The sequence below is a fragment of the Providencia sp. PROV175 genome (assembly GCF_032707045.1).
GTDB classification, from domain to species: domain Bacteria; phylum Pseudomonadota; class Gammaproteobacteria; order Enterobacterales; family Enterobacteriaceae; genus Providencia; species Providencia hangzhouensis.
On record NZ_CP120533.1, the window covers coordinates 2133400 to 2153746 of the forward strand.

At 38.9% G+C, this 20347-nt stretch carries 17 protein-coding genes; 12 read left to right on the plus strand and 5 right to left on the minus strand.

The window, feature by feature from the left end:
* Positions 1-67 precede the first annotated feature (67 nt).
* Together P3L44_RS09380 and yebS are read right to left on the minus strand one after the other, a co-directional pair.
* Positions 68-2407, minus strand: a complete 2340-nt coding sequence (locus P3L44_RS09380) for a PqiB family protein (RefSeq protein ID WP_272661919.1) — start codon at positions 2405-2407, stop codon at positions 68-70.
* Positions 2382-3608, minus strand: coding sequence for a membrane integrity lipid transport subunit YebS (gene yebS / locus P3L44_RS09385; RefSeq protein ID WP_272661920.1), 1227 nt, complete (start codon positions 3606-3608; stop codon positions 2382-2384). The genes P3L44_RS09380 and yebS overlap by 26 nt, the downstream gene beginning before the upstream one ends.
* Positions 3609-3740: 132 nt before the next feature.
* On the opposite strand from yebS, the gene P3L44_RS09390 reads away from it, so the two are divergent.
* From P3L44_RS09390 to P3L44_RS09420, 7 genes are all read left to right on the plus strand, one after another.
* Entirely contained in the window at positions 3741-4223 is a 483-nt protein-coding gene (locus P3L44_RS09390; protein ID WP_140172227.1) for a GAF domain-containing protein, read from the plus strand.
* A 110-nt stretch (positions 4224-4333) separates the two neighbouring features.
* Complete coding sequence (gene proQ / locus P3L44_RS09395; RefSeq protein WP_036957687.1) at positions 4334-5023, plus strand: RNA chaperone ProQ; 690 nt, start codon at positions 4334-4336, stop codon at positions 5021-5023.
* Between the two features lie 19 nt (positions 5024-5042).
* Entirely contained in the window at positions 5043-7085 is a 2043-nt protein-coding gene (gene prc / locus P3L44_RS09400; protein ID WP_140172226.1) for a carboxy terminal-processing peptidase, read from the plus strand.
* Between the two features lie 286 nt (positions 7086-7371).
* Positions 7372-8070: a cell envelope biogenesis protein TolA gene (locus P3L44_RS09405; RefSeq protein WP_272661921.1), complete on the plus strand. Its 699-nt coding sequence runs from the start codon at positions 7372-7374 to the stop codon at positions 8068-8070.
* Between the two features lie 417 nt (positions 8071-8487).
* A complete protein-coding gene (htpX, locus tag P3L44_RS09410) occupies positions 8488-9369 on the plus strand; it encodes a protease HtpX (protein ID WP_096863800.1) in 882 nt (293 codons plus the stop codon).
* Positions 9370-9714: 345 nt separating this feature from the next.
* Complete coding sequence (locus P3L44_RS09415) at positions 9715-11097, plus strand: alanine/glycine:cation symporter family protein (RefSeq protein ID WP_272661922.1); 1383 nt, start codon at positions 9715-9717, stop codon at positions 11095-11097.
* A 200-nt stretch (positions 11098-11297) separates the two neighbouring features.
* Positions 11298-11576: a hypothetical protein gene (locus P3L44_RS09420; protein WP_272661923.1), complete on the plus strand. Its 279-nt coding sequence runs from the start codon at positions 11298-11300 to the stop codon at positions 11574-11576.
* Positions 11577-11753: 177 nt separating this feature from the next.
* Here the strand turns inward: P3L44_RS09420 and P3L44_RS09425 are convergent, their stop codons facing one another.
* The gene (locus tag P3L44_RS09425; RefSeq protein ID WP_004253922.1) at positions 11754-11975 is read right to left on the minus strand and encodes a DUF2594 family protein; all 222 of its coding nucleotides are present in this window, start codon (positions 11973-11975) and stop codon (positions 11754-11756) included.
* A 371-nt stretch (positions 11976-12346) separates the two neighbouring features.
* Here P3L44_RS09425 and P3L44_RS09430 point away from each other — a divergent pair, with 371 nt between their 5' ends.
* The 4 genes from P3L44_RS09430 (at position 12347) to P3L44_RS09445 (ending at position 16915) form a co-directional block, all read left to right on the plus strand.
* Positions 12347-13546, plus strand: coding sequence for a sugar transporter (locus P3L44_RS09430; RefSeq protein ID WP_140172224.1), 1200 nt, complete (start codon positions 12347-12349; stop codon positions 13544-13546).
* Positions 13547-13672: 126 nt separating this feature from the next.
* Positions 13673-14005 (plus strand): DMT family transporter, encoded by a 333-nt coding sequence (locus P3L44_RS09435; RefSeq protein ID WP_004254027.1) that lies wholly within the window; start codon positions 13673-13675, stop codon positions 14003-14005.
* Positions 14006-14051: 46 nt separating this feature from the next.
* Positions 14052-14351, plus strand: a complete 300-nt coding sequence (locus tag P3L44_RS09440; protein ID WP_004254028.1) for a DUF333 domain-containing protein — start codon at positions 14052-14054, stop codon at positions 14349-14351.
* 281 nt (positions 14352-14632) lie between these two features.
* Positions 14633-16915 (plus strand): FdhF/YdeP family oxidoreductase, encoded by a 2283-nt coding sequence (locus tag P3L44_RS09445; RefSeq protein ID WP_140172223.1) that lies wholly within the window; start codon positions 14633-14635, stop codon positions 16913-16915.
* Positions 16916-16973: 58 nt separating this feature from the next.
* On the opposite strand, the gene dsbB is transcribed toward P3L44_RS09445, so the two are convergent.
* Together dsbB and nhaB are read right to left on the minus strand one after the other, a co-directional pair.
* Positions 16974-17489 (minus strand): disulfide bond formation protein DsbB, encoded by a 516-nt coding sequence (gene dsbB / locus P3L44_RS09450; protein WP_004254030.1) that lies wholly within the window; start codon positions 17487-17489, stop codon positions 16974-16976.
* Positions 17490-17640: 151 nt separating this feature from the next.
* A complete protein-coding gene (gene nhaB / locus P3L44_RS09455) occupies positions 17641-19191 on the minus strand; it encodes a sodium/proton antiporter NhaB (RefSeq protein ID WP_140172222.1) in 1551 nt (516 codons plus the stop codon).
* 221 nt (positions 19192-19412) lie between these two features.
* Between nhaB and fadR the strand changes: the two genes are divergently transcribed.
* Positions 19413-20129, plus strand: coding sequence for a fatty acid metabolism transcriptional regulator FadR (fadR, locus tag P3L44_RS09460; RefSeq protein WP_125893216.1), 717 nt, complete (start codon positions 19413-19415; stop codon positions 20127-20129).
* Positions 20130-20347: the final 218 nt, after the last annotated feature.

Sequence of the window (20347 nt, forward strand, 5' to 3'; positions counted from 1 at the left end):
AAAATAATTTTTATGACGTATGAAGGGTGAGGGTGCTATATGTGGTTAATATGCACCCTAATAGTGGTTATTTTTTAGGAATAGAAGTTCCCCAGTCCATGTAATCTTTAGGGGGTTCCAACTTCAGGATGAAATGCTGTTCAGGCTTGGCTTTTGGGGCTAAAGGCACTGATGGCGGGGTTGCGAAGGAAATGCCACCGCGTACAAATTGTTTGAAAGTCCCACTCTTGGCGACACCACCAGTTAAACCAAATGAGAAATTAAAACCGGAAGATTGCCAAAATTCTGTATTATTGCGAATGAGATATTGGTATTCCTTGCCAATGCGTGTGGCAACATATACGCGATCGGAAAGCTCTCCCAAATATAGACCTGTAACAACACCGACTTCTAGGCCTCTGAATAAAATAGGCGTGCCAACTTGAACGGAGCCGACATCACTCGCATCAAGGTAAATAGTTAAACCGTCTAGATAACGCGAGTCTGTAATATTTGCAGCTTGTAATTCAAATTGATAACGGCTTTTATTATTACGTCCTGGCTCAGCACTAATGTAGGGTTGTAATATGCTATCTAAATTATTTAAACCCGCAGGGGATAATTCAGGTGTTACAACTGCGAAACGGCTTCCTAACCGGGTAAAAGCACTGACATATTCAGGGTATAGAATGGCTTTTGCTTGTACTTCACGTTTATCAGATGACAATTTTAATGATTCAATTTGGCCAATATTGATGCCCAAATAACGGATAGGCATGCCTTCTGAGAGTTTTGATGCATCAAATGTTGTTAATGTTATGATGCTTCCTATCGCTTTAGCTGAGGTTTCATTTGGATAAAGTGTGTGTTGGCGAGCGGTATTGGCAACACCTCCATCCAGGTTATCAAAGCTAATAGCACCGCTAATGGCTCGGCTCAGCGGTGCCGCTTGAACGGTTAAACCATTACCATTTAGTTGAACTTTTGCACCGCCTTCAGCCCAAAATACACTGTTTTCAGTGAGTAAATGAAGATATTCATTTGAGATATTTACATTGATCGCAAACCCAGCCTTGGTCGGTTTAATGGCAATTATTTTACCGACTGCAAATTGGCGATAAAGAACAACAGAGCCTGCCTGAATGTCTGGTAATGTTGTGGTATTTAGGGTGATAGTTGTGGGTGGTAAAGCCCCTAAAATACCCGCTTTTGCATTATCATCACTACGATATAAAGGAAAATTTTCGGGGAGTTTTTCTTGGCTTTGTCCTGCTATCAGATGAATACCACCATCTAGCCACTCTTGGGGAGTAGCTCCTTGGAATTGTAATCCATTAAGACCTAATTGGATATCCACTCGGCTATTAGCAACAAACTTGCTGTCTTCTCGAACAAGATGTTGGAACTCATCATATATCAGGATATTAAAATTTACTTTCTCAGTTGCCAAGTGACGCTGTAACACCTCACCAATTTGAATGCCCTTATAAACAATAGGTTGACCTTTATCGACGCCATAAGTGTCATGTGACCAAAGTGTTAGCAATAGGGGCTCTTTACCATCTTGTTCTGCGGTTTGGGCTATTTTTTTACTGTCTTGTAGGACAAATTTTTGCCCTTCTTCTGCTTGAGGACTGCTTTGTGGTGAGTCAAAAGCAATGGCGCCATTTATCACAGCAGAAAGGCTTTCCATTTTTACACTTGCTCCAGATTTAAGGTCGAAGCTACCTTGTAACCCAGATACATTCCAAAACTGGCTCTCTTTACGGACCAAGTGAACATAAGGTTTTTTGACAACGGCAGAAATGGAAACCCCTTGGTTATCAGGCAAAATGGTGTAGTCTGAAATATAACCAACAGGGACTTTCCGGTAATAAATAGGCGAGTTTTCATTCAGTGAGCCTAAATCTGGAGCAGTCAGGTGAATAAGTAATTCACCTTTATCGATGTCTAGTTGCGGTGGTGTGTCTTGTGCAACAAAAGAGAACTGTTCTGTTCCTGTGCTTGGTAACATACCAATGTAATTTCCACCAACTAAAGCATCAAGACCAGAAACACCCGCTAACGATGCTTTGGGGGTCACTAACCAAAATTTAGTCCCTGAATTTAAGGCTGTCCGCATATCTTTATTCACACTAGCAGTGACAATGATGGTTTTCATATTTTTGCTGATAGCAACGGATTGTACTAAACCTACTTCAACCCCTTGATACCGGATAGGCGTTCTATTGGCGACGACTCCAGGTGCGGATGTAAACTCAATAGTGATATCCGTTCCTCGTTCAGCCCAATGTTGAAACAAAAGCCAGCCTGCAATGAAAATAGCGACTAGAGGCAATAGCCAGAAAGGCGAAATTTGCCTGCGTTTGCGTAGTATGGCTTCTGATATTTCTTCAGAGGGTTCATTTTGTAGGTTTTGATTTTCCATAAGAATCCCAAATTAAACGGCTATCTAACCACTCAACAGCCAAAATTGTTAAAATAACGGCTGAACCAAAATACAGTGCGGCTGGCCCCATAGTAAAAGACATGAGTTGATCACGGTTAACGAGTGTCATCATCAAGGCGATGACAAATAAATCTAGCATTGACCAACGACCAATCCACGAAACAAACCTAAGTAATTTCATACGTAAAATAGGGTCAGTATTGCTTTTTAAATGGATAGAAAACAGTAGCAATATCATAATAATAATCTTAATAAATGGAACCAGTATACTGGCGATGAAGACAATAACTGCGATTGGCCAGTTACCTGAATCAATTAAAGAGACAACCCCAGAATAAATGGTGTCTTCTACGCGCTGTCCATTGAGATAAAAAATAGAGATTGGCATTAAATTAGCAGGAAACAATAACACCATGGCAGCAATTAGTGCGGCCCAAGTTTTTTGTAAGCTATAAGGTTCCCGATAATGAAGAGGGCGATGACATCGTTTGCATTTCCCATTCCAATTTGCGGGCCCAGTGTAATGGCAAGCCGTGCAAGTTAGCGAGTTATCTTGTACTTTTTTATTATTGATGGGATAAAATTTTTGCCATAACTCATCTAGGTTTATGTGGATGAGAATTAATAAACTGAGAATAGACATAGTAATAAAAGCCACTAAGCCATGCCCAATGAATACACTTGCGTAATCTTGCATTTTAATGGCGGCAATACCCAATGCTATTAGGTAAACATCTAACATAACCCACTCTTTGATGTGGCTTAACACTAAAAGAAAAGGCCGGAGATTCAAATTGATATGCTGACCAATAGATAACAATAAAATTAAAATTGGTAATAATAAGGGGGCTGCAATAGCACAAAAAGCCACTATACTGGCAGTAAATGGATCCCCTTGTTGATTAATTAAGCGTATACCTTCGATGACATTTGCATTAATTTGGCTTCCTAATAAATGAATAGAAATAAGGGGTTGCCAAAAAGCAATGGGAGCAAGCATCAGTAATGTGATAGCCAGTATTGATAAACGGTTGAGTGACCAAGAACGTCCATCATTAAGTTGACTAAAACAGCGAGGGCAAACAACGACTTGTCGTACGTTGGCTCGAGGGGTTAGTAGCTTCTGATTGCAATGATTACAACGTTGAAAAAGCAAATCAGTGTGGTTAATGTAGTTCATATTGACTCATTTTAGGTGGTTACCTAGATGTAATCTAGTGTAAAAAAATTTACCTCAAAGTGACAAATTGGTAACCTTAGGGCTACGCTTACAAACATTCGATTAATTGCTTGATTATTACAAGAAATAATTATGGATAAAAAGAAGTATTATCTTGAACTTTCGGACAATCTCTCTGCATTACTTGCAGGTGAGTATGATTTAATTGCAACTTTAGCAAATACCAGTGCATTATTATATGAATATTTAGAAGGGGTTAACTGGGCTGGTTTTTATCTCAGTAATGGGCAAGAATTAGTTCTGGGTCCTTTCCAAGGTAAAGTTGCGTGTGTTCGAATTCCTTTTGGTAAAGGCGTTTGTGGTACAGCTTTTAGTAATAACCAAGTTCAGCGTATAGAAGATGTTCATGCCTTCCCAGGTCATATTGCCTGTGATGCAGCAAGTAACGCTGAAATTGTGTTCCCTTTGGTAGTTAATGGGCAAATCATCGGGGTTTTAGATATTGATAGCCCAAATATTAGCCAATTCGACCAAGAAGACGAAAAAGGGCTACAACACCTTGTAAACCAGTTGTGCCAACATCTGGCAATGTGTTCTATGCCTAAATATCACTAAATAATGGTCAGTTAAATTAATAGTAACGTGGCAATTGTCAGCAACACGATTATAATGTCGGCTTGTTCATGCCCGTGAGGTTGGCAAAATCGTTGTTATCAGGAAATTTCATGGAAAATCAACCTAAGTTGAATAGTAGTAAAGAAGTTATCGCATTTCTAGCAGAGCGTTTTCCTCGCTGTTTTATCGCTGAAGGCGAAGCACGTCCGTTAAAAGTCGGAATTTTTCAAGATATCGTAGGATGCTTAAAAGAAGAAGATGGTATTAGCAAAACGCAATTGCGTTCTGCGTTACGCATGTATACTTCTAGCTGGCGTTATCTCTACGGTGTTAAAGAGGGCGCTAAACGCGTTGACTTAAATGGTGAAGATTGTGGTGAATTAGATGCGGAACATATTGCTCATGCGCGCCAACAATTAGCCGAGGCTAAAGCTCGAGTTCAAGCACAACGTGCTGAACAAAAAGCACAAAAACGTCCAGCAGCGAAAAAAGCGAGTGAGAAAACCCCTCGTAATCAAGATGCAGCTAAAGAAAAAACGCCTCGTCGCCGTCCGTCAGATAATAAAGAACGCTCGCAAAATACATCTGCTAAAGCCCCTCGTCGTAATACACCTGCGCCAGAGCAAAATCTGAAATCAGTCACTGATATCAATACCCTTCAAATTGGTCAAACTTTGAAAGTGAAAGTCGGTACCAGTGTGATGGACGCCTCTGTGCTGGAAATTGCGAAAGATGGTGTTAGGGTTCAATTGCCAACAGGGCTGGCAATGATTGTACGCGCGGAACATTTAAAGTTCTGATACGGAGGTCAATCAGGTCATGAACAAACTTCTTAAAATTGCATTGGTGGTAAGTCTAGCGACTTTTGGCAGTGCAATAGCTAATACTCAAGCAGTGGCTCCGGTCACTGCGGCTCAGTTACCTGTCTTAAAACAGAGTGCACAGCACGGTACTGTGAGTGAAAGGGTCACCTCTCGGTTTACTCGCTCACATTATCGCCAATTCGATTTAGACAATGCGTTTTCTGGGAAGATATTTGATCGTTATCTCAATATGTTAGATTTCGGTCATAATGTTTTACTTCAATCCGATATTGACCAATACGCCAAAGATAAAGGCAAAGTGGGTCAGTGGCTTGAGGATGGCAAATTAGATACGTTCTATGACCTGTATAACCTGTCTCAGGAAAGACGTTTCGAGCGCTTTAAATATGCATTGGCTCGTTTAGAGCAACCCATCGATTTAAATGCGACTGATTCTATTGAAGTTGACCGTTCAAAATCACCATGGCCTAAAGATAAGCAAGAGCTTGATCGTCTATGGGACCAAAAAGTGCGTTATGATTGGTTGAATTTAAAACTATCAGGTAAAGATGATAAAGAAATCAAAGAGAAACTGACAAAACGCTATAATTTTGCGTTGCGGCGTTTAACGCAAGCGCAAAGTGAAGACGTTTTTCAATTGATAGTTAATTCTTTCGCTCGTGAAATCGATCCACACACAAGTTATCTGTCGCCTCGTAATACTGAACAATTTAATTCAGAAATGAGCTTATCATTAGAAGGAATTGGTGCGGTATTACAGCAAGATGACGAAAATACGGTTATTAACTCATTAGTTGCTGGGGGGCCAGCTGCTAAAAGTAAAGAGCTAAAAGTCGGCGATAAAATTATCGGTGTTGGCCAAACGGGTAAACCTATTGTTGATGTGGTTGGCTGGCGCCTTGATGATGTGGTTGCTTTAATTAAAGGCCCGAAAGGAAGTAAAGTTCGGTTAGAAGTCGTTTCTGATACTAAAGGGGCGAAACCACATATTGTCACTATAGTTCGGGAGCAGATCCGACTGGAAGACCGAGCGGTCAAACTGACGATTAAACAGCAAGGTAAAGATAAAGTTGCTGTTTTAGATATTCCTGGTTTTTATGTTGGTTTAACCAATGATGTTAAAACTCAATTGCAAAACTTGGCTAAAGATAATGTTTCCGCATTGGTTATTGATTTACGCGGTAATGGTGGTGGAGCATTAACCGAAGCGGTCTCTTTATCAGGTTTGTTTATTCCGAAAGGGCCAATTGTTCAAGTTCGTGATAATAACGGTCAAGTTCGCCAAGATATTGATGATGACGATGTTATTTATTATAAGGGGCCTCTTGTTGTTTTAGTCGACCGCTTTAGTGCATCCGCATCTGAGATTTTTGCTGCAGCAATGCAAGATTATGGCAGAGCGATGATTGTTGGGGAACCGACCTTTGGTAAAGGAACTGTTCAGCAGCACCGTAGTTTGAGCCGTGTTTACGATCAAATGCTAAAACCAGAATGGCCTTCATTAGGTTCTGTCCAATATACCATTCAGAAGTTTTACCGAGTTAATGGTGGTAGCACACAACGTGAAGGTGTAACCCCTGATGTGATAATGCCTACAGGCCAAGACCCAGCTGAAACTGGAGAAAGCTTTGAGGACAATGCATTACCATGGGATAGTATTCCACCGGCAAAATATACACCTGTTGGTAATGTGTCTTCTGATTTATCACCAATAAAAACTCAGCATTTGGCACGTATTAGCAAAGACCCTGAATTCAACTATATTGATGAAGATATTGCTCGCTATAAAGTAAACAAAGAGAGTAAGAATCTTATTTCGCTCAACTATGTAGAGCGCCAAAAAGAAGATTCAGAACTTGAAGCGACAAAATTGAAACGTATAAATGAACGTAATACTCGGGAAGGTAAACCACTATTGAAATCAATTGATGATTTGCCTAAAGATTACGAAGGGCCTGACCCATACCTCGATGAAACGGTGAAAATGGCGATCGACTTAGCTAATCAACATACTAAGCTATTATCAAATAATAAATAATATTCTCTTAGTGTTTAACGGAATTAAGCCAGCGAAAGCTGGCTTAATTTTTTGAGTTTCTTTAACGCTATTTTAATCCGCTTAGAAAATAGAAAATCAAATGTTAATTTATTGTTAATTTTGGTGTTTTTAGTCAGTAGCTATTAAATTAGTGCAGTTTTATTCTTTATTTATTTTATTTTCCAAAACGACTGACTGAAATTGATGATTAATTATAGGTTTCTTTACCTTTACTTAATTTATCCTAAACTTTTGGTATAGCTTTCCTTAACAACGAGACAATACCATGCGTAAATTATTTGTAGGATTAATGGCAGTTAGTGTAATGATGATTGCATCTATAAATACAGCGAATGCAAGAAATTATCCATGTTCTGGAAGTAAAGGGGGAATAGATCGCTGTGAAGATGGTAAATTTATTTGTAATGATGGTTCAACAAGTCGCTCAGAGCAAGTGTGTACCATAGAATTAAAAAATGATATTAACAGCAAAGCGAAAGCGGCTGGTGCTTCGATTGGTGCAGGTGTTGCTAAGCAATCAAGTAAACCATCGGTTTCTGACTCAATAAAGAGCACGAGTGATAAAGCCAGTAAAACAGCCTCTGATAAAGCAAGCAAAGCCAGTGATAAAGCATCAGATACAGCTAAGACAGTAAAAGAAAAAGCTAGCAAAGCGACAGATAAAGAATCAGCAAAAGCAGTAAAAGAAAAAGCCGCTAAAACGACAGATAAAGAATCAGCAAAAGCGGTGAAAGAAAAAGCTAGCAAAGCGACAGATAAAGAGCCAGCAAAAGCAGTGAAAGAGAAAGCTAGCAAAGCGGCAGATAAAGAGCCAGCAAAAGCGGTGAAAGAGAAAGCTAGCAAAGCGGCAGACAAAGAATCAGCAAAAGCGGTAAAAGAAAAAGCGTCTAAAGCCAAAGATAAAGAAACAGCTAAGACAGTAAAAGAGAAATCAACAAAATCGACTAAAGAGAAAACTAATTAGCGTGAGAACAAAACAACAAACAGCGATAGAACAGAATAGTGCCACTTAATGTGGCATTATTTTTTAATAGAGTAGAAGTAAAAGTAAATATTCATTCATTTGGCAAACAATGTGAGTGATAATATAGATAAATACACTAAATTGTTTTTGGTGATTGACTAACTAGCTTTATCGTTTCAATTACAAATAGCTTTGAATTTAAATGGTTATAAAATGAGCCTTTAAAAACAAATGGTTAAATTCTTACTAAAGAAGTTATCATTTATTTAGAGCATAATGATGAGTTTTGAACGTAGCTATGTAAAGTTATGTTATTTTTTAGGGTTTTCGCGTTAATACACTTGAAAAAGTGTGAAAAAACCTTATTTATAAAGTAAATTCTACGTATATTTGTTTTTACCAAGGAATACATAAAAAATGATGAGAATTGCTTTATTCTTACTCACAAACTTAGCGGTTATGTTTGTGTTTGGGATAATCCTAAGCTTAACTGGGATCAGAGGTAGTAGTGTCCAAGGCCTCATGATCATGGCTGGCCTATTTGGTTTTGGTGGTGCTTTCATATCACTACTGATGTCCAAATGGATGGCTCTAAAATCAGTGGGTGGTGAGGTTATTGAAACTCCACGTAACCAAACAGAACAGTGGTTAGTATCAACTGTTGAGCGTCAAGCAAAACAAGTTGGAATTCAGATGCCACAAGTGGCTATTTATCATGCTCCAGATATTAACGCGTTTGCAACAGGGGCTCGCCGTGATGCTTCGCTTGTTGCAGTAAGTACTGGGCTATTAGAAAATATGAGTCGTGATGAGGCGGAAGCTGTTATCGCTCATGAAATTAGCCACATCGCGAATGGTGACATGGTGACGATGACCTTATTACAAGGTGTGGTGAACACGTTCGTCATCTTTATTTCACGTATTATCGCACAGGTTGCGGCAGGCTTTATGTCCAACAATGATAACGAAAGTGAAAGTAGTAATGGTAACCCAATGGTCTATTTTGCGGTTTCCATGGTACTTGAAATCGTCTTCGGTATTTTGGCAAGCATCATTACTATGTGGTTCTCTCGTTATCGTGAGTTCCATGCGGACGCAGGTTCTGCAAAATTAGTCGGCCGTGAAAAGATGATAGCTGCATTGCAACGGTTGAAAACGAGCTATGAGCCACAAGAAGAAGGCCGTTTGATGGCGTTTTGCATCAATGGTCGTGGTAAAGCATTCAGTGAATTATTTTTATCACACCCACCATTAGACAAACGTATTGAAGCATTGCGCTCAGGTGAATATTTAAAATAGCCTAAATAATAGTCTAAAGTTAGCTTTAAATAGACAACGATTTTAGTATCTGCCCAGTAATAATTTAATTACTGGGCATTTTTTATCTATACAATATGATAAATATGCTCCCTCAAAATACCCATTTACAGCTACAAACTCAATTCTAATTCTGACTCGCAATAAATTGTATTAATAACTGTAATCGATAAATCACAAGTGAGCTTACTCACAATCTTCTATTTTAAATGAAGAATTACTGAAAATTTGTTCGCTTTTATTTTACTTTTAATCTTTATTAGATTGATAAGGAATTGTTATGAATTCGATTGTTTTGTTAATTAATATGAATTAATTGGGGGTAGGATGGATTTGATAACTACGTGGTTAAGTGAACTAAATGGAGTGGTTTGGGGAGTACCAATGCTGGTTGGGATCTTAGGCGTTGGTATTTATATGCAAATCCGGCTTGCATTTTTACCGATAAGAAAAATTGGGACAGGTTTTAAGTTATTATTTCAAAAGAATGAATCACGCGGTGAGGGACAAATATCACCTTTTAATGCATTAATGACAGCGTTATCGGCAACGATTGGTACAGGGAATATTGCTGGAGTTGCAACCGCAGTGGTCATGGGAGGGCCGGGAGCGTTATTCTGGATGTGGATGACGGCATTGGTAGGAATGGCAACAAAATACTCTGAGGCGGTGTTAGCTGTCCGTTTTCGTGAAGTCGATAAATATGGCCAATATATTGGTGGCCCAATGTACTACATTAAAAATGGATTAGGCCCTAAATGGATTTGGCTGGGAACACTGTTTGCCTTCTTTGGTGCATGTGCCAGTTTTGGTATCGGCAATACGGTACAAGCGAACTCAGTGGCAGATGTGCTAGAAAGTAACTTTGGTGTGCATAAATGGTTGACCGCAGGGGCTTTAGTTTTATTAGTTGGTGCGGTATTGATTGGTGGTCTGCGACGTATTTCTGATGTTGCAGGAAAACTTGTCCCATTTATGACTGTTGCCTATTTTGGCGCGGGGGTCATTGTGCTTGGTATTTATTTTACTGAGATCCCTGCGGCACTTTCTCTGGTTGTTACCTCGGCTTTTAACCCTGTTGCTGCTCAAAGTGGGTTTGCGGGGGCTGCTGTATGGGCTGCAATACGCTTTGGGGTTGCACGAGGCGTATTTTCCAATGAAGCAGGTTTGGGGAGTGCACCTATCGCCCATGCCGCTGCAAAAACACAAAACCCTATTCGCCAAGGACTCATTGCGATGTTAGGGACATTTATTGACACTATCATTGTGTGCTCTGTCACAGGGTTAACTATCATTATTACTGGTGGTTGGCTGACCAGTGAAACAGGCGCAACATTAACCGCATCATCATTCCAAACGGCAATTCCCGGTGGAAATTATATTGTTGCTATCGCATTAGCCGTGTTTGCATTTACCACTATTCTGGGTTGGAGCTTTTATGGCGAAAAATGTGTGCAATATTTATTTGGGTTGCGAGCAATAAAGCCGTACAGAGTTTTATGGCTGATTGCTTTACCTATCGGCGCAACACAATCACTTGATTTTGTTTGGTTGTTGGCAGATACACTAAATGCCATGATGGCGATCCCTAATTTGATTGCCTTGTTACTTTTAAGCCCTGTTGTTTATCGGTTAACACGTGACCATATAAAAGATGTGAACGCAGACAGCATTGATATGGCAAAACAGTTGTACGACAATAAATCATAATCTATTGATAATAAGCTTCATTTTAATAGTGAAGCTTATTATTTCATCAATATCTCTCCTCTCATTCATCAGGCTTATCGATGGGCAATATATAAATCATCTATTTTTATAGGTAAAATTACGGTATGGCGTTAAATGCGCTATGCTTAGAAGAGAAGTTGTATACCATGCGTATTTTATAAATTAAACAAGGGGATAGAATGGATTTTCTGGAGAAAACGTTATTGTTTGGTAATGATTTTTTGACAACGACAAATCCCGCTAGGTTAGTTCCGTTTAAATTTGAGATCTACCGTTCTGAGCAAGGTTTTTACCATCGGATTTATAAGCAAGTTGGTATGTCTGGCGCTAACTTTGGGCAAACGTTTGAAGTGTGGGCTTTTGAAGAACAGAAAAGTTGGGATAAGCAAACTGACGATACAACAGTTGATGAATATATTCAGCATTGCCAAGATATTTATAAACGGAATAATACATAAGTTGTAGAAAAAAAAAGCCCCCTTCATAGGGTTCTGAAGGGGGAGCTAAATGAATAAAGAATGGTTTAATTCATGAACAAAGATAGATGATTTTCATGATTAAAACTTAGTTATTTGTGCAGTTTAAACCACTTTATAGCATGTATATCCTTAAAATAGCATTTATCGCTAAATAATCTATTGGCGATACGCTGTTTTTATCTGTTCTAACGTATTTTTATAGGTTTCTGCCTGTTTTTCGTCTTCCATTTGTGCAACTTCACGTTGCATCTTGACCAAAATCTTACCTGCATCAGCTTGGCCGATAGCTTTTAGCATATGCGTTAATAAGTTTTTTAGGCAAGTAACTTCATCTGCTAAGGTATTAACGTTAGGTTCAGTAGGAAAATGGTTTTTCATTAAAGCGGTCCTTTAAGCATAAAAAATAATAGTGAGATTGTAGCATAGAAAGTAATGCGATGTATTTTCAGATAACTGAATGTAATAAATATTCAGATAAATGACTTAAATTTGAACGAATAATGAAACAGAATAGTCGAGAGAATAAAAATAAGCAGACATGATATTGTTCTTGCCAATTAGGCAAAGAGGAGCCTTTATGAGTAATGAAAAAATGTGATACAATTCACATAAAAAGAGTTATTAGCAACCTAGCTTGCTTAGTGACAACTCAATCCTGTATGAAATACCAATATCCTTTCGCAGCAATTTTTACGCACAATTAAACCGTTGTGTATGTTATTTGTGGGAAAGTAAAGGCTAAGAGAAATATGACGCAAGTTTCTAGAAAAACAGCTTGGATCCGTGTAATAGCATTAGCGGTCGCTGCATTTGTTTTTAACACAACAGAGTTTGTGCCTGTAGCATTACTCAGTGATATTGCAAAAAGCTTTGATATGACGGTCGCACATACTGGATTGATGATAACAATCTACGCGTGGGTTGTGGCTTTGATGTCGTTACCTTTAATGCTATTAACCAGTAAAATAGAGCGTCGCAAATTATTAGCTTTTTTATTCGTTATTTTTGTTATTAGCCACATTATTTCAGGGTTTGCGTGGAGTTTTGATATTCTAATAGTAGGGCGTGTTGGCGTTGCTTTATCCCATGCGGTATTTTGGTCAATTACTGCATCTTTAGCTATTCGGGTTGCTCCTGCAGGTAAAAAAGCCCAAGCTCTTGGGTTATTAGCAACGGGGACCGCTTTAGCGACAGTATTAGGGCTTCCCCTTGGTCGAGTGGTTGGGCAGTTTTTAGGCTGGCGGGCGACGTTTTTAGGTATTGGTATCATTGCATTGTTTACTATGGTTGTGTTGATCCGCTTTTTACCTCGCTTACCAAGTGAACATTCTGGTTCGTTAAAAAGTGTTCCTATGCTATTCCAACGGCCTGCACTTGTAGGAATGTTTGCATTAACTGTTTTAGCTGTTACCGCACATTTTACAGCTTATAGCTATATTGAACCTTTTGTCCGAGAGGTTGCATTGCAAAGCCAAAATTTTGCTACTTTACTACTACTAATTTTTGGTGGTGCCGGTATTTTCGGAAGCGTAATATTTAGTCGTTACAGCAGCAAGTTTTCATTATCATTTTTACCTGCAGCAATCGCATTTATGACAATTTGTTTATTATTGCTGATGCCATTAGGTAGAGATGTTTGGTCTTTGGTGATGTTATCAGTGTTCTGGGGAATGGCGATGATGTGCATTGGCTTAGGGATGCAAGTTAAGGTGATTGATTTATCTCCTGATGCTACTGACTTGGCAATGTCAATTTTCTCTGGAATTTTTAATATTGGTATTGGCGCTGGTGCGCTGTTAGGTAACCAAGTTATTGTTCATTTGGGGATGACTCAAATTGGTTATATTGGTGGTGCGATCGGTCTGATAGCCTTTGCTTTATGTGTTTATCTATTCAAGCGCTATAGTGAATCTCTTACCGATAGAATAGACATAGCTACAAATCATTAACTCGTCTTAGCACCATGAAGTAGATATAAAAGCTCTGTGTCATTTTCAGGATAGACAGAGCTTTTTTGTTGTATATAGGAAAATAATAAGTTTCATTATTACTAATTCTAATAATAAGGAAAGGCGATGAAGGGTTTGGGTTTTTTGTTGATGTCTATTATTGCAGAAGTCATTGCGACGACAACATTGAAAGCATCTGATGGTTTTAGTCGTTTTTGGCCGTCTTTGATTGTTATTGTTGGCTATGCTGTCTCTTTTTGGGGGCTTTCGCAGGTAGTAAAAACAATGCCATTGGGTATTGCTTATGCAATTTGGTCAGGTTTAGGGATCGTGTTGGTTTCCGTCGCTGCAATTTATATTTACAACCAAAAACTCGATTTACCTGCAATTATTGGTATGCTATTAATTATTATTGGTGTTTTAGTCATCAATTTATTTTCAAAAAGCGGCGGGCACTAAACAGTTGGTGCAAAATGTTCAGGTAGCATGATAGGAGAAGCAGGGAATGAGGCATAGGGTTAATCATTTTTTTCAGCCAATAATAGCAATGTCACTTATTGGCGTTATATCTGTCATGTTATCTGCGTGTGGTAGTTCAAACGTGGATAAATCTGTGGAACATTCTGCGAGTCAGTATGCTCAACAAGTGGTCAATTTAGGCCCCGGTGCACAAGAAGCTTGTATGTCAGCGGGTGGGTTGCCCGCACTCACATTAGAATTAAATGGGTCACAAACTGCAGTATGCCAATTTGCGAATGGTAAACGTTGTGCTGTTGACATTATACAATCTGGCTCTTGTATATAACTCTTCTTTTTATGAAGTTAATTAATTTTCTTTTAATGGAAAGTTAATTAACTTCATGCATTTATTATAATTGAATGTTAAATTAATATTCATCATTTCTTTTTTTAATTATATTCTAATTACTCATTTATAAATCATCTAATTATGAACATCTATTTAAGTTTTTATTTTAATTATTGATATTTAACGGCGAAGTTACTAATATTAAATAATAAAGAAAAATTTAAATAATTATAAAAGCATATATAAAGATATTTCCATTTATTAAAGAGTAATGCCTAATGAAAAAGAAAATTGAAGAGTATGATGGCCCCGCTGCGGGTTGGGGGGCTGTAAAAGCAGTTGCAGAAGCTTTACGCGGCCAAATGAAAGTAGGGCACGATATCATTGCAATGTTCGAAATGAATAAGGTGGATGGCTTTGATTGCCCTGGCTGTGCGTGGCCTGACCCTGTACATACAGCATCATTTGATATTTGTGAAAATGGTGCAAAAGCAATTGCTTGGGAAGCAACATCTAAAAAAACAACCCCAGAATTTTTTTCTAAATATACTGTAACAGAATTACTCGAATGGGATGACTTTCATTTAGAAGATGAAGGGCGTTTAACTCACCCCATGAAATATAATTCACAAACAGACAAATATGAACCTATCGAATGGGAAGAGGCCTTTCAGCAAATAGGTACGCGTTTACAAAGTTATTCAGACCCAAATACCGTTGAATTTTATACCTCCGGTCGTACTTCAAATGAAGCCGCATTCTTATATCAATTACTGGCTCGTGAATATGGAACAAATAATTTTCCAGACTGTTCAAATATGTGCCATGAGCCAACGAGTGTTGGTCTTGCTAACTCTATTGGTGTCGGTAAGGCGACGGTATTATTAGACGATTTTGATAAAGCGGATTTAGTTATTTGTATAGGTCATAACCCGGGGACTAACCACCCGAGGATGTTGAGCTCATTGCGTGAAGTTTCTAAACGCGGCGCAAAGATCATTGCAATAAACCCTTTAAGAGAGCGTGGTCTTGAGCGTTTTACCTATCCGCAAGACGTGTTAGAAATGCTGACGCTAGAATCTACACCTTTAGCGGGGCACTATTATAAAGTTCGTGTTGGTGGAGACACTGCGTTACTTAAAGGGGTTATGAAGTTATTGATTGAAAAGCACCAAGCCGCAGTAGATGCAGGAAAAGAGCCTATTCTCGATACTGAATTCATATCAACTCATACACAGGGTTATGAAACTTTAAAAAACGACTTACTGACAACAAGCTGGAAGGATATTTTAAGGGTTTCTGGTTTGCCACGCGAGTCTATCGAAGAGATTGCAGACCTTTATATTGAAGCAAAAAGCACCATTATTTGTTATGGCATGGGGATCACTCAGCACGAACATGGTACGCAGAATGTTCAGCAATTAGTCAATTTGCTGCTACTTAAGGGTAATATTGGTCGGGAAGGTGCGGGTATCTGCCCATTGCGTGGCCACTCAAATGTGCAAGGTGATAGAACCGTTGGCATTACAGAAAAACCATCAAAAAGCTTTTTAGACAAAATTGAACAACGATTTGGTTTTAAACCACCAAGCGAATTCGGTCATGCTGCAGTCGCGAGCATGCAAGCCATTTCTGAAGGAAAAGCGAATGCTTTAATTTGCATGGGAGGAAATTTAGCGGTTGCAATGCCTGATAAAGACGCTTGTTTTGCTGGTATGAAAAAGCTTGATTTAGCGGTTCATACTGCGACTAAACTAAATCGCTCCCATTTATTAACAGCTAAGCAAACATTCTTATTACCCGTATTGGGTCGCAGTGAAATAGACAGACAAAGCAGTGGTGTGCAATGTGTTACTGTAGAAGACTCAATGTCGATGGTTCACGCATCAAAAGGTTTACTTAAACCATGTAGCCCTTACCTTAAATCTGAGTGTGCGATAATCGCAGGAATAGCTAAAGCGGCAATACCTCAGAGTAAAGTCGAATGGGATGATTTTATCGGTAACTATGACTTGATCCGTGACGCAATGGAGGCGGTATTACCTGGCTTTGATGATTACAATGCACGTATTAAAATACCGGGAGGATTTCACCTGACAAACGCTGCTTCTGAGCGTCGTTGGTTAACTCAATCAGGTAAAGCTAATTTTGTACCGACAGAAGGCGTTATTGAAGACCCGAATTCAGCAGTAAACAGTGAATTGATTTTGGCAACATTACGCAGCCATGACCAGTATAATACTACAATTTATGGGCTAAATGACCGATACCGTGGTGTGTTTGGGCAACGAGATGTTGTTTTCATCAGTGGTGCAGAAGCCCAAAAACAGAAGTTACAGGCGGGAGATAAAGTGAATCTCATCGCATTAGACCGTGAACAAAAACCGACAAAACGCCGTTTAGATAACCTCACTGTGGTGATCTATGATATGGCAGACCGAAGTGTTGCCACTTATTTCCCTGAAGCCAATAATTTAATTTCATTAGATAATTTCGACCCGCAATGTGGTATTCCTGCGTATAAAAATATCCCTGTGAAATTAGAGAGAGTCATTCAATAGATAGATGTTATTGTTTAGGAACCCCAAATGTTGAATTTAACATTTGGGGTTTTAAAGATTATTTTTTGGCTGGGAAGAATTGGCTGATGATAACAATGATTGCAACTAAGAGATAAGCCGCGAAGATACCAATTAACCATTGTGGCATATCAAGGCCTAAGAATGCCCATTGCCTAACGGCACAGTCACCTGTTGCTTCAAACACTGCAGGGACCCACTCTTGTAATGGTAACCAATCAGGGAAATTAACGAAAAAATCGCAAGAAGCAAATGGAGAAGGATAAAGTTGTAGCATGGTATGTTCCCATGCAAGGTCTAAGCCACGCCAAGCAGAGTAAACCCAAATAAGAATTGCTACCCAGCGTATTACCATATTCCGTGGTGCTATTGCCCCAATTAAGCCAGCAACCATAATGCCAAGTAATGCAACACGTTCATAGACACACATAACACAGGGTTGTAGCTTCATCACATGTTGAAAATATAAGGCCGCACACTCGAGCATAAAGGCAATAAAGGCCATGAGTAGCCAAGCGCCTCTCCCTTGCGAGCAGTAGTTAAAAAATCTGAACATACTTAGTATCCTAATTGAGTAATGCGCACATTTTGCCTCTATCAGCTCGATAAAAAAAGCAATTAAAGTGAAATAATGCAATTTCAGATAAGGCTTTACCTAACATTACAATTAGCCATATTGGTATATGGCTAATTGTTTTAAAGTATAGTTACTGGGCGAATGTAATCAAACCGATACTTTCCATCCAATGAGTGATTGGTACTAGCCAGAGCTCTACCCCTAATAACCCGACAATAGTCATTACGATGGTATATGGAAGAGCCATCCAAACCATACGACCGTAGGATAAACGGATTAGTGGAGATAACGCTGAAGTTAATAAGAATAAGAAAGCAGCTTGCCCATTAGGTGTTGCAACAGAAGGCAGGTTAGTACCTGCATTAATTGCTACGGCTAAGAATTGGTATTGTTCCATTGATACCAAACCTTCATTCGCTGCTTTTAAGGCTTCAGTAATGTAAACAGTCCCTACGAATACGTTATCTGATACGGCAGAGAGTAGGCCATTAAATAGATAGAATAATGATAATTGTGACGACTCAGAGGATTGCAGTACAAACTGAATAAATGGGGTGAATAGTTGTTGGTCAATGATTACGGCTACAATACTAAAGAAGACTGTTAATAATGCGGTAAAGGGTAACGCTTCCTCGAAGGCTTTCCCCAACGCATGTTCTTCTGTGATACCACAAAATGCGGTCGTTAGCACGATAACAGAAAGACCAATAAGGCCAACTTCCGCTAAATGGAAAGCAAGAGCAACGATTAGCCACACGCCAATTAAGCCCTGAACGACTAACTGTGCAAGATCTCTTTTGGTACGTTTAGCCGTCAGTTTTTTATCGTGTTCAGTCAAAATTTGACGTACAGAGTCAGGAAGCTCAGCACCGTAACCAAATAGCTTGAACTTTTCAACAACAAAACAGACAACCAAGCCACAAATAAAAACAGGTATGGTCACAGGAGCCATACGAATATAAAAAGTAATGAAGTCCCAATTAACATGCTTTGCAATGATAAGGTTTTGTGGTTCACCAACCATGGTCATGACACCACCAAGCGCGGTACCAATACCGGCATGCATCATTAAGCTACGTAAAAATGCCCTAAATTGCTCAAGGGTTTGCTTTTGTTCCGCACTATTAATGAAACCATCATTTTGTAGGTCAGTGTTGCTGGGCTGGTTAGAGGCATATTGGTGATAGATAGAATAAAAGCCAATTGAGACGCTAATGACGACGGCAATAACGGTTAATGCGTCTAAAAATGCGGATAAAAATGCACTTGCCATACAAAAAGCAAGGGAAAGAATGCGTTTAGAGCGTACGTTTATCAACAGTTTGGTGAAAACAAATAACAGTAATTGCTTCATGAAGTAGATACCAGCTACCATAAAAATCAGTAACAGGATGACTTCAAGGTTATTGCTAATTTCATGTGAAATTTGGGCAGGGGTGGTCATACCAATAATAACGGCTTCTATGGCTAAAAGACCACCTGGCTGCAATGGGTAACATTTAAGGGCCATTGCTAATGTGAATATGAATTCAACAACTAATAGCCAGCCTGCAACGAAGGGGCTGATGAAGTAAAAGATAATAGGGTTAATTATTAAAAATACAATAATTGCTAATTTGTACCAATCAGGTGAATTTCCCAGGAAATTTTTCAAAAAAGCAGTTTTTAAACTAAAATCCATTATGATTCGTTATCCTCTTTTATGCGGATGTCGTGTATTGTGCTATACATACTACTCTTATCTTTTGCGGATTTTAAGCTTATTTGCTAATTGAGAGCTTATGAATTATATGGAAATTCTATGATTTGCCTCACTCTTTATTTTTAGTCTAACTATATCAGACGATGACAATCTGGTATGATTTGCCCAATATCCGTCTAAATGTTTGGAATAATAAAAATATGGTTATTAAAGCTCAAAGTCCGGCTGGTTTCGCGGAAGAGTATATTATTGAGAGCATATGGAACAACCGCTTTCCACCAGGTTCAATTTTACCCGCAGAGCGTGAGCTTTCGGAATTAATTGGTGTGACACGAACAACCTTACGTGAAGTGTTACAACGTTTGGCTCGTGACGGCTGGCTAACCATTCAGCATGGTAAACCAACTAAAGTGAATAACTATTGGGAAACGTCTGGCCTAAATATATTGGAGACATTGGCTAGGTTAGATCACGATAGAGTGCCACAGTTAATTGATAATTTATTGGCAGTACGTACTAATATCGCTGCCATTTTTATCCGTACGGCCTTTCGAAATAACCCTGAGAAATCAATAGAGGTGTTAGCTGGGCGGGAAAAAGTGGAAGATAATTCAGATGCATTCAGTGATTTGGATTATAACATTTTCCGTGGGCTTGCATTTGCATCCGGCAACCCAATTTATGGCTTGATTATTAACGGTTTAAGAGGTTTGTATACCCGTGTAGGCCGCTATTATTTTTCGAACCCTGAAGCAAGACGCTTAGCGTTAAACTTCTATCAGCAATTAAGCCATCTTTGTCGTGAGCAAGCCTATGACCGTATTATGGATTGTGTGCGTAATTACGGAAAAGAAAGTGGGATAATCTGGCATAGTATGCAAAGCAATATGCCTTCAGATTTAGCTCAAAGCCGCTAGTTAACAGACAATTAAATACTCAAGACCAGCATGCTGTGTTATATCGGTATGCTGGTTTTTTATCGTTAATGATTGACAGTTTTTAGTCACATAGCCACCGAATACGAAAATGAAGCGGAAAAACCAATTTTTATTGGTTTTTTGAAATTTAATACTGACAAAACCCCTCGAATTGGTTTAATAAAATAAACATATTTTATTGGGCGCATCACTTGAAT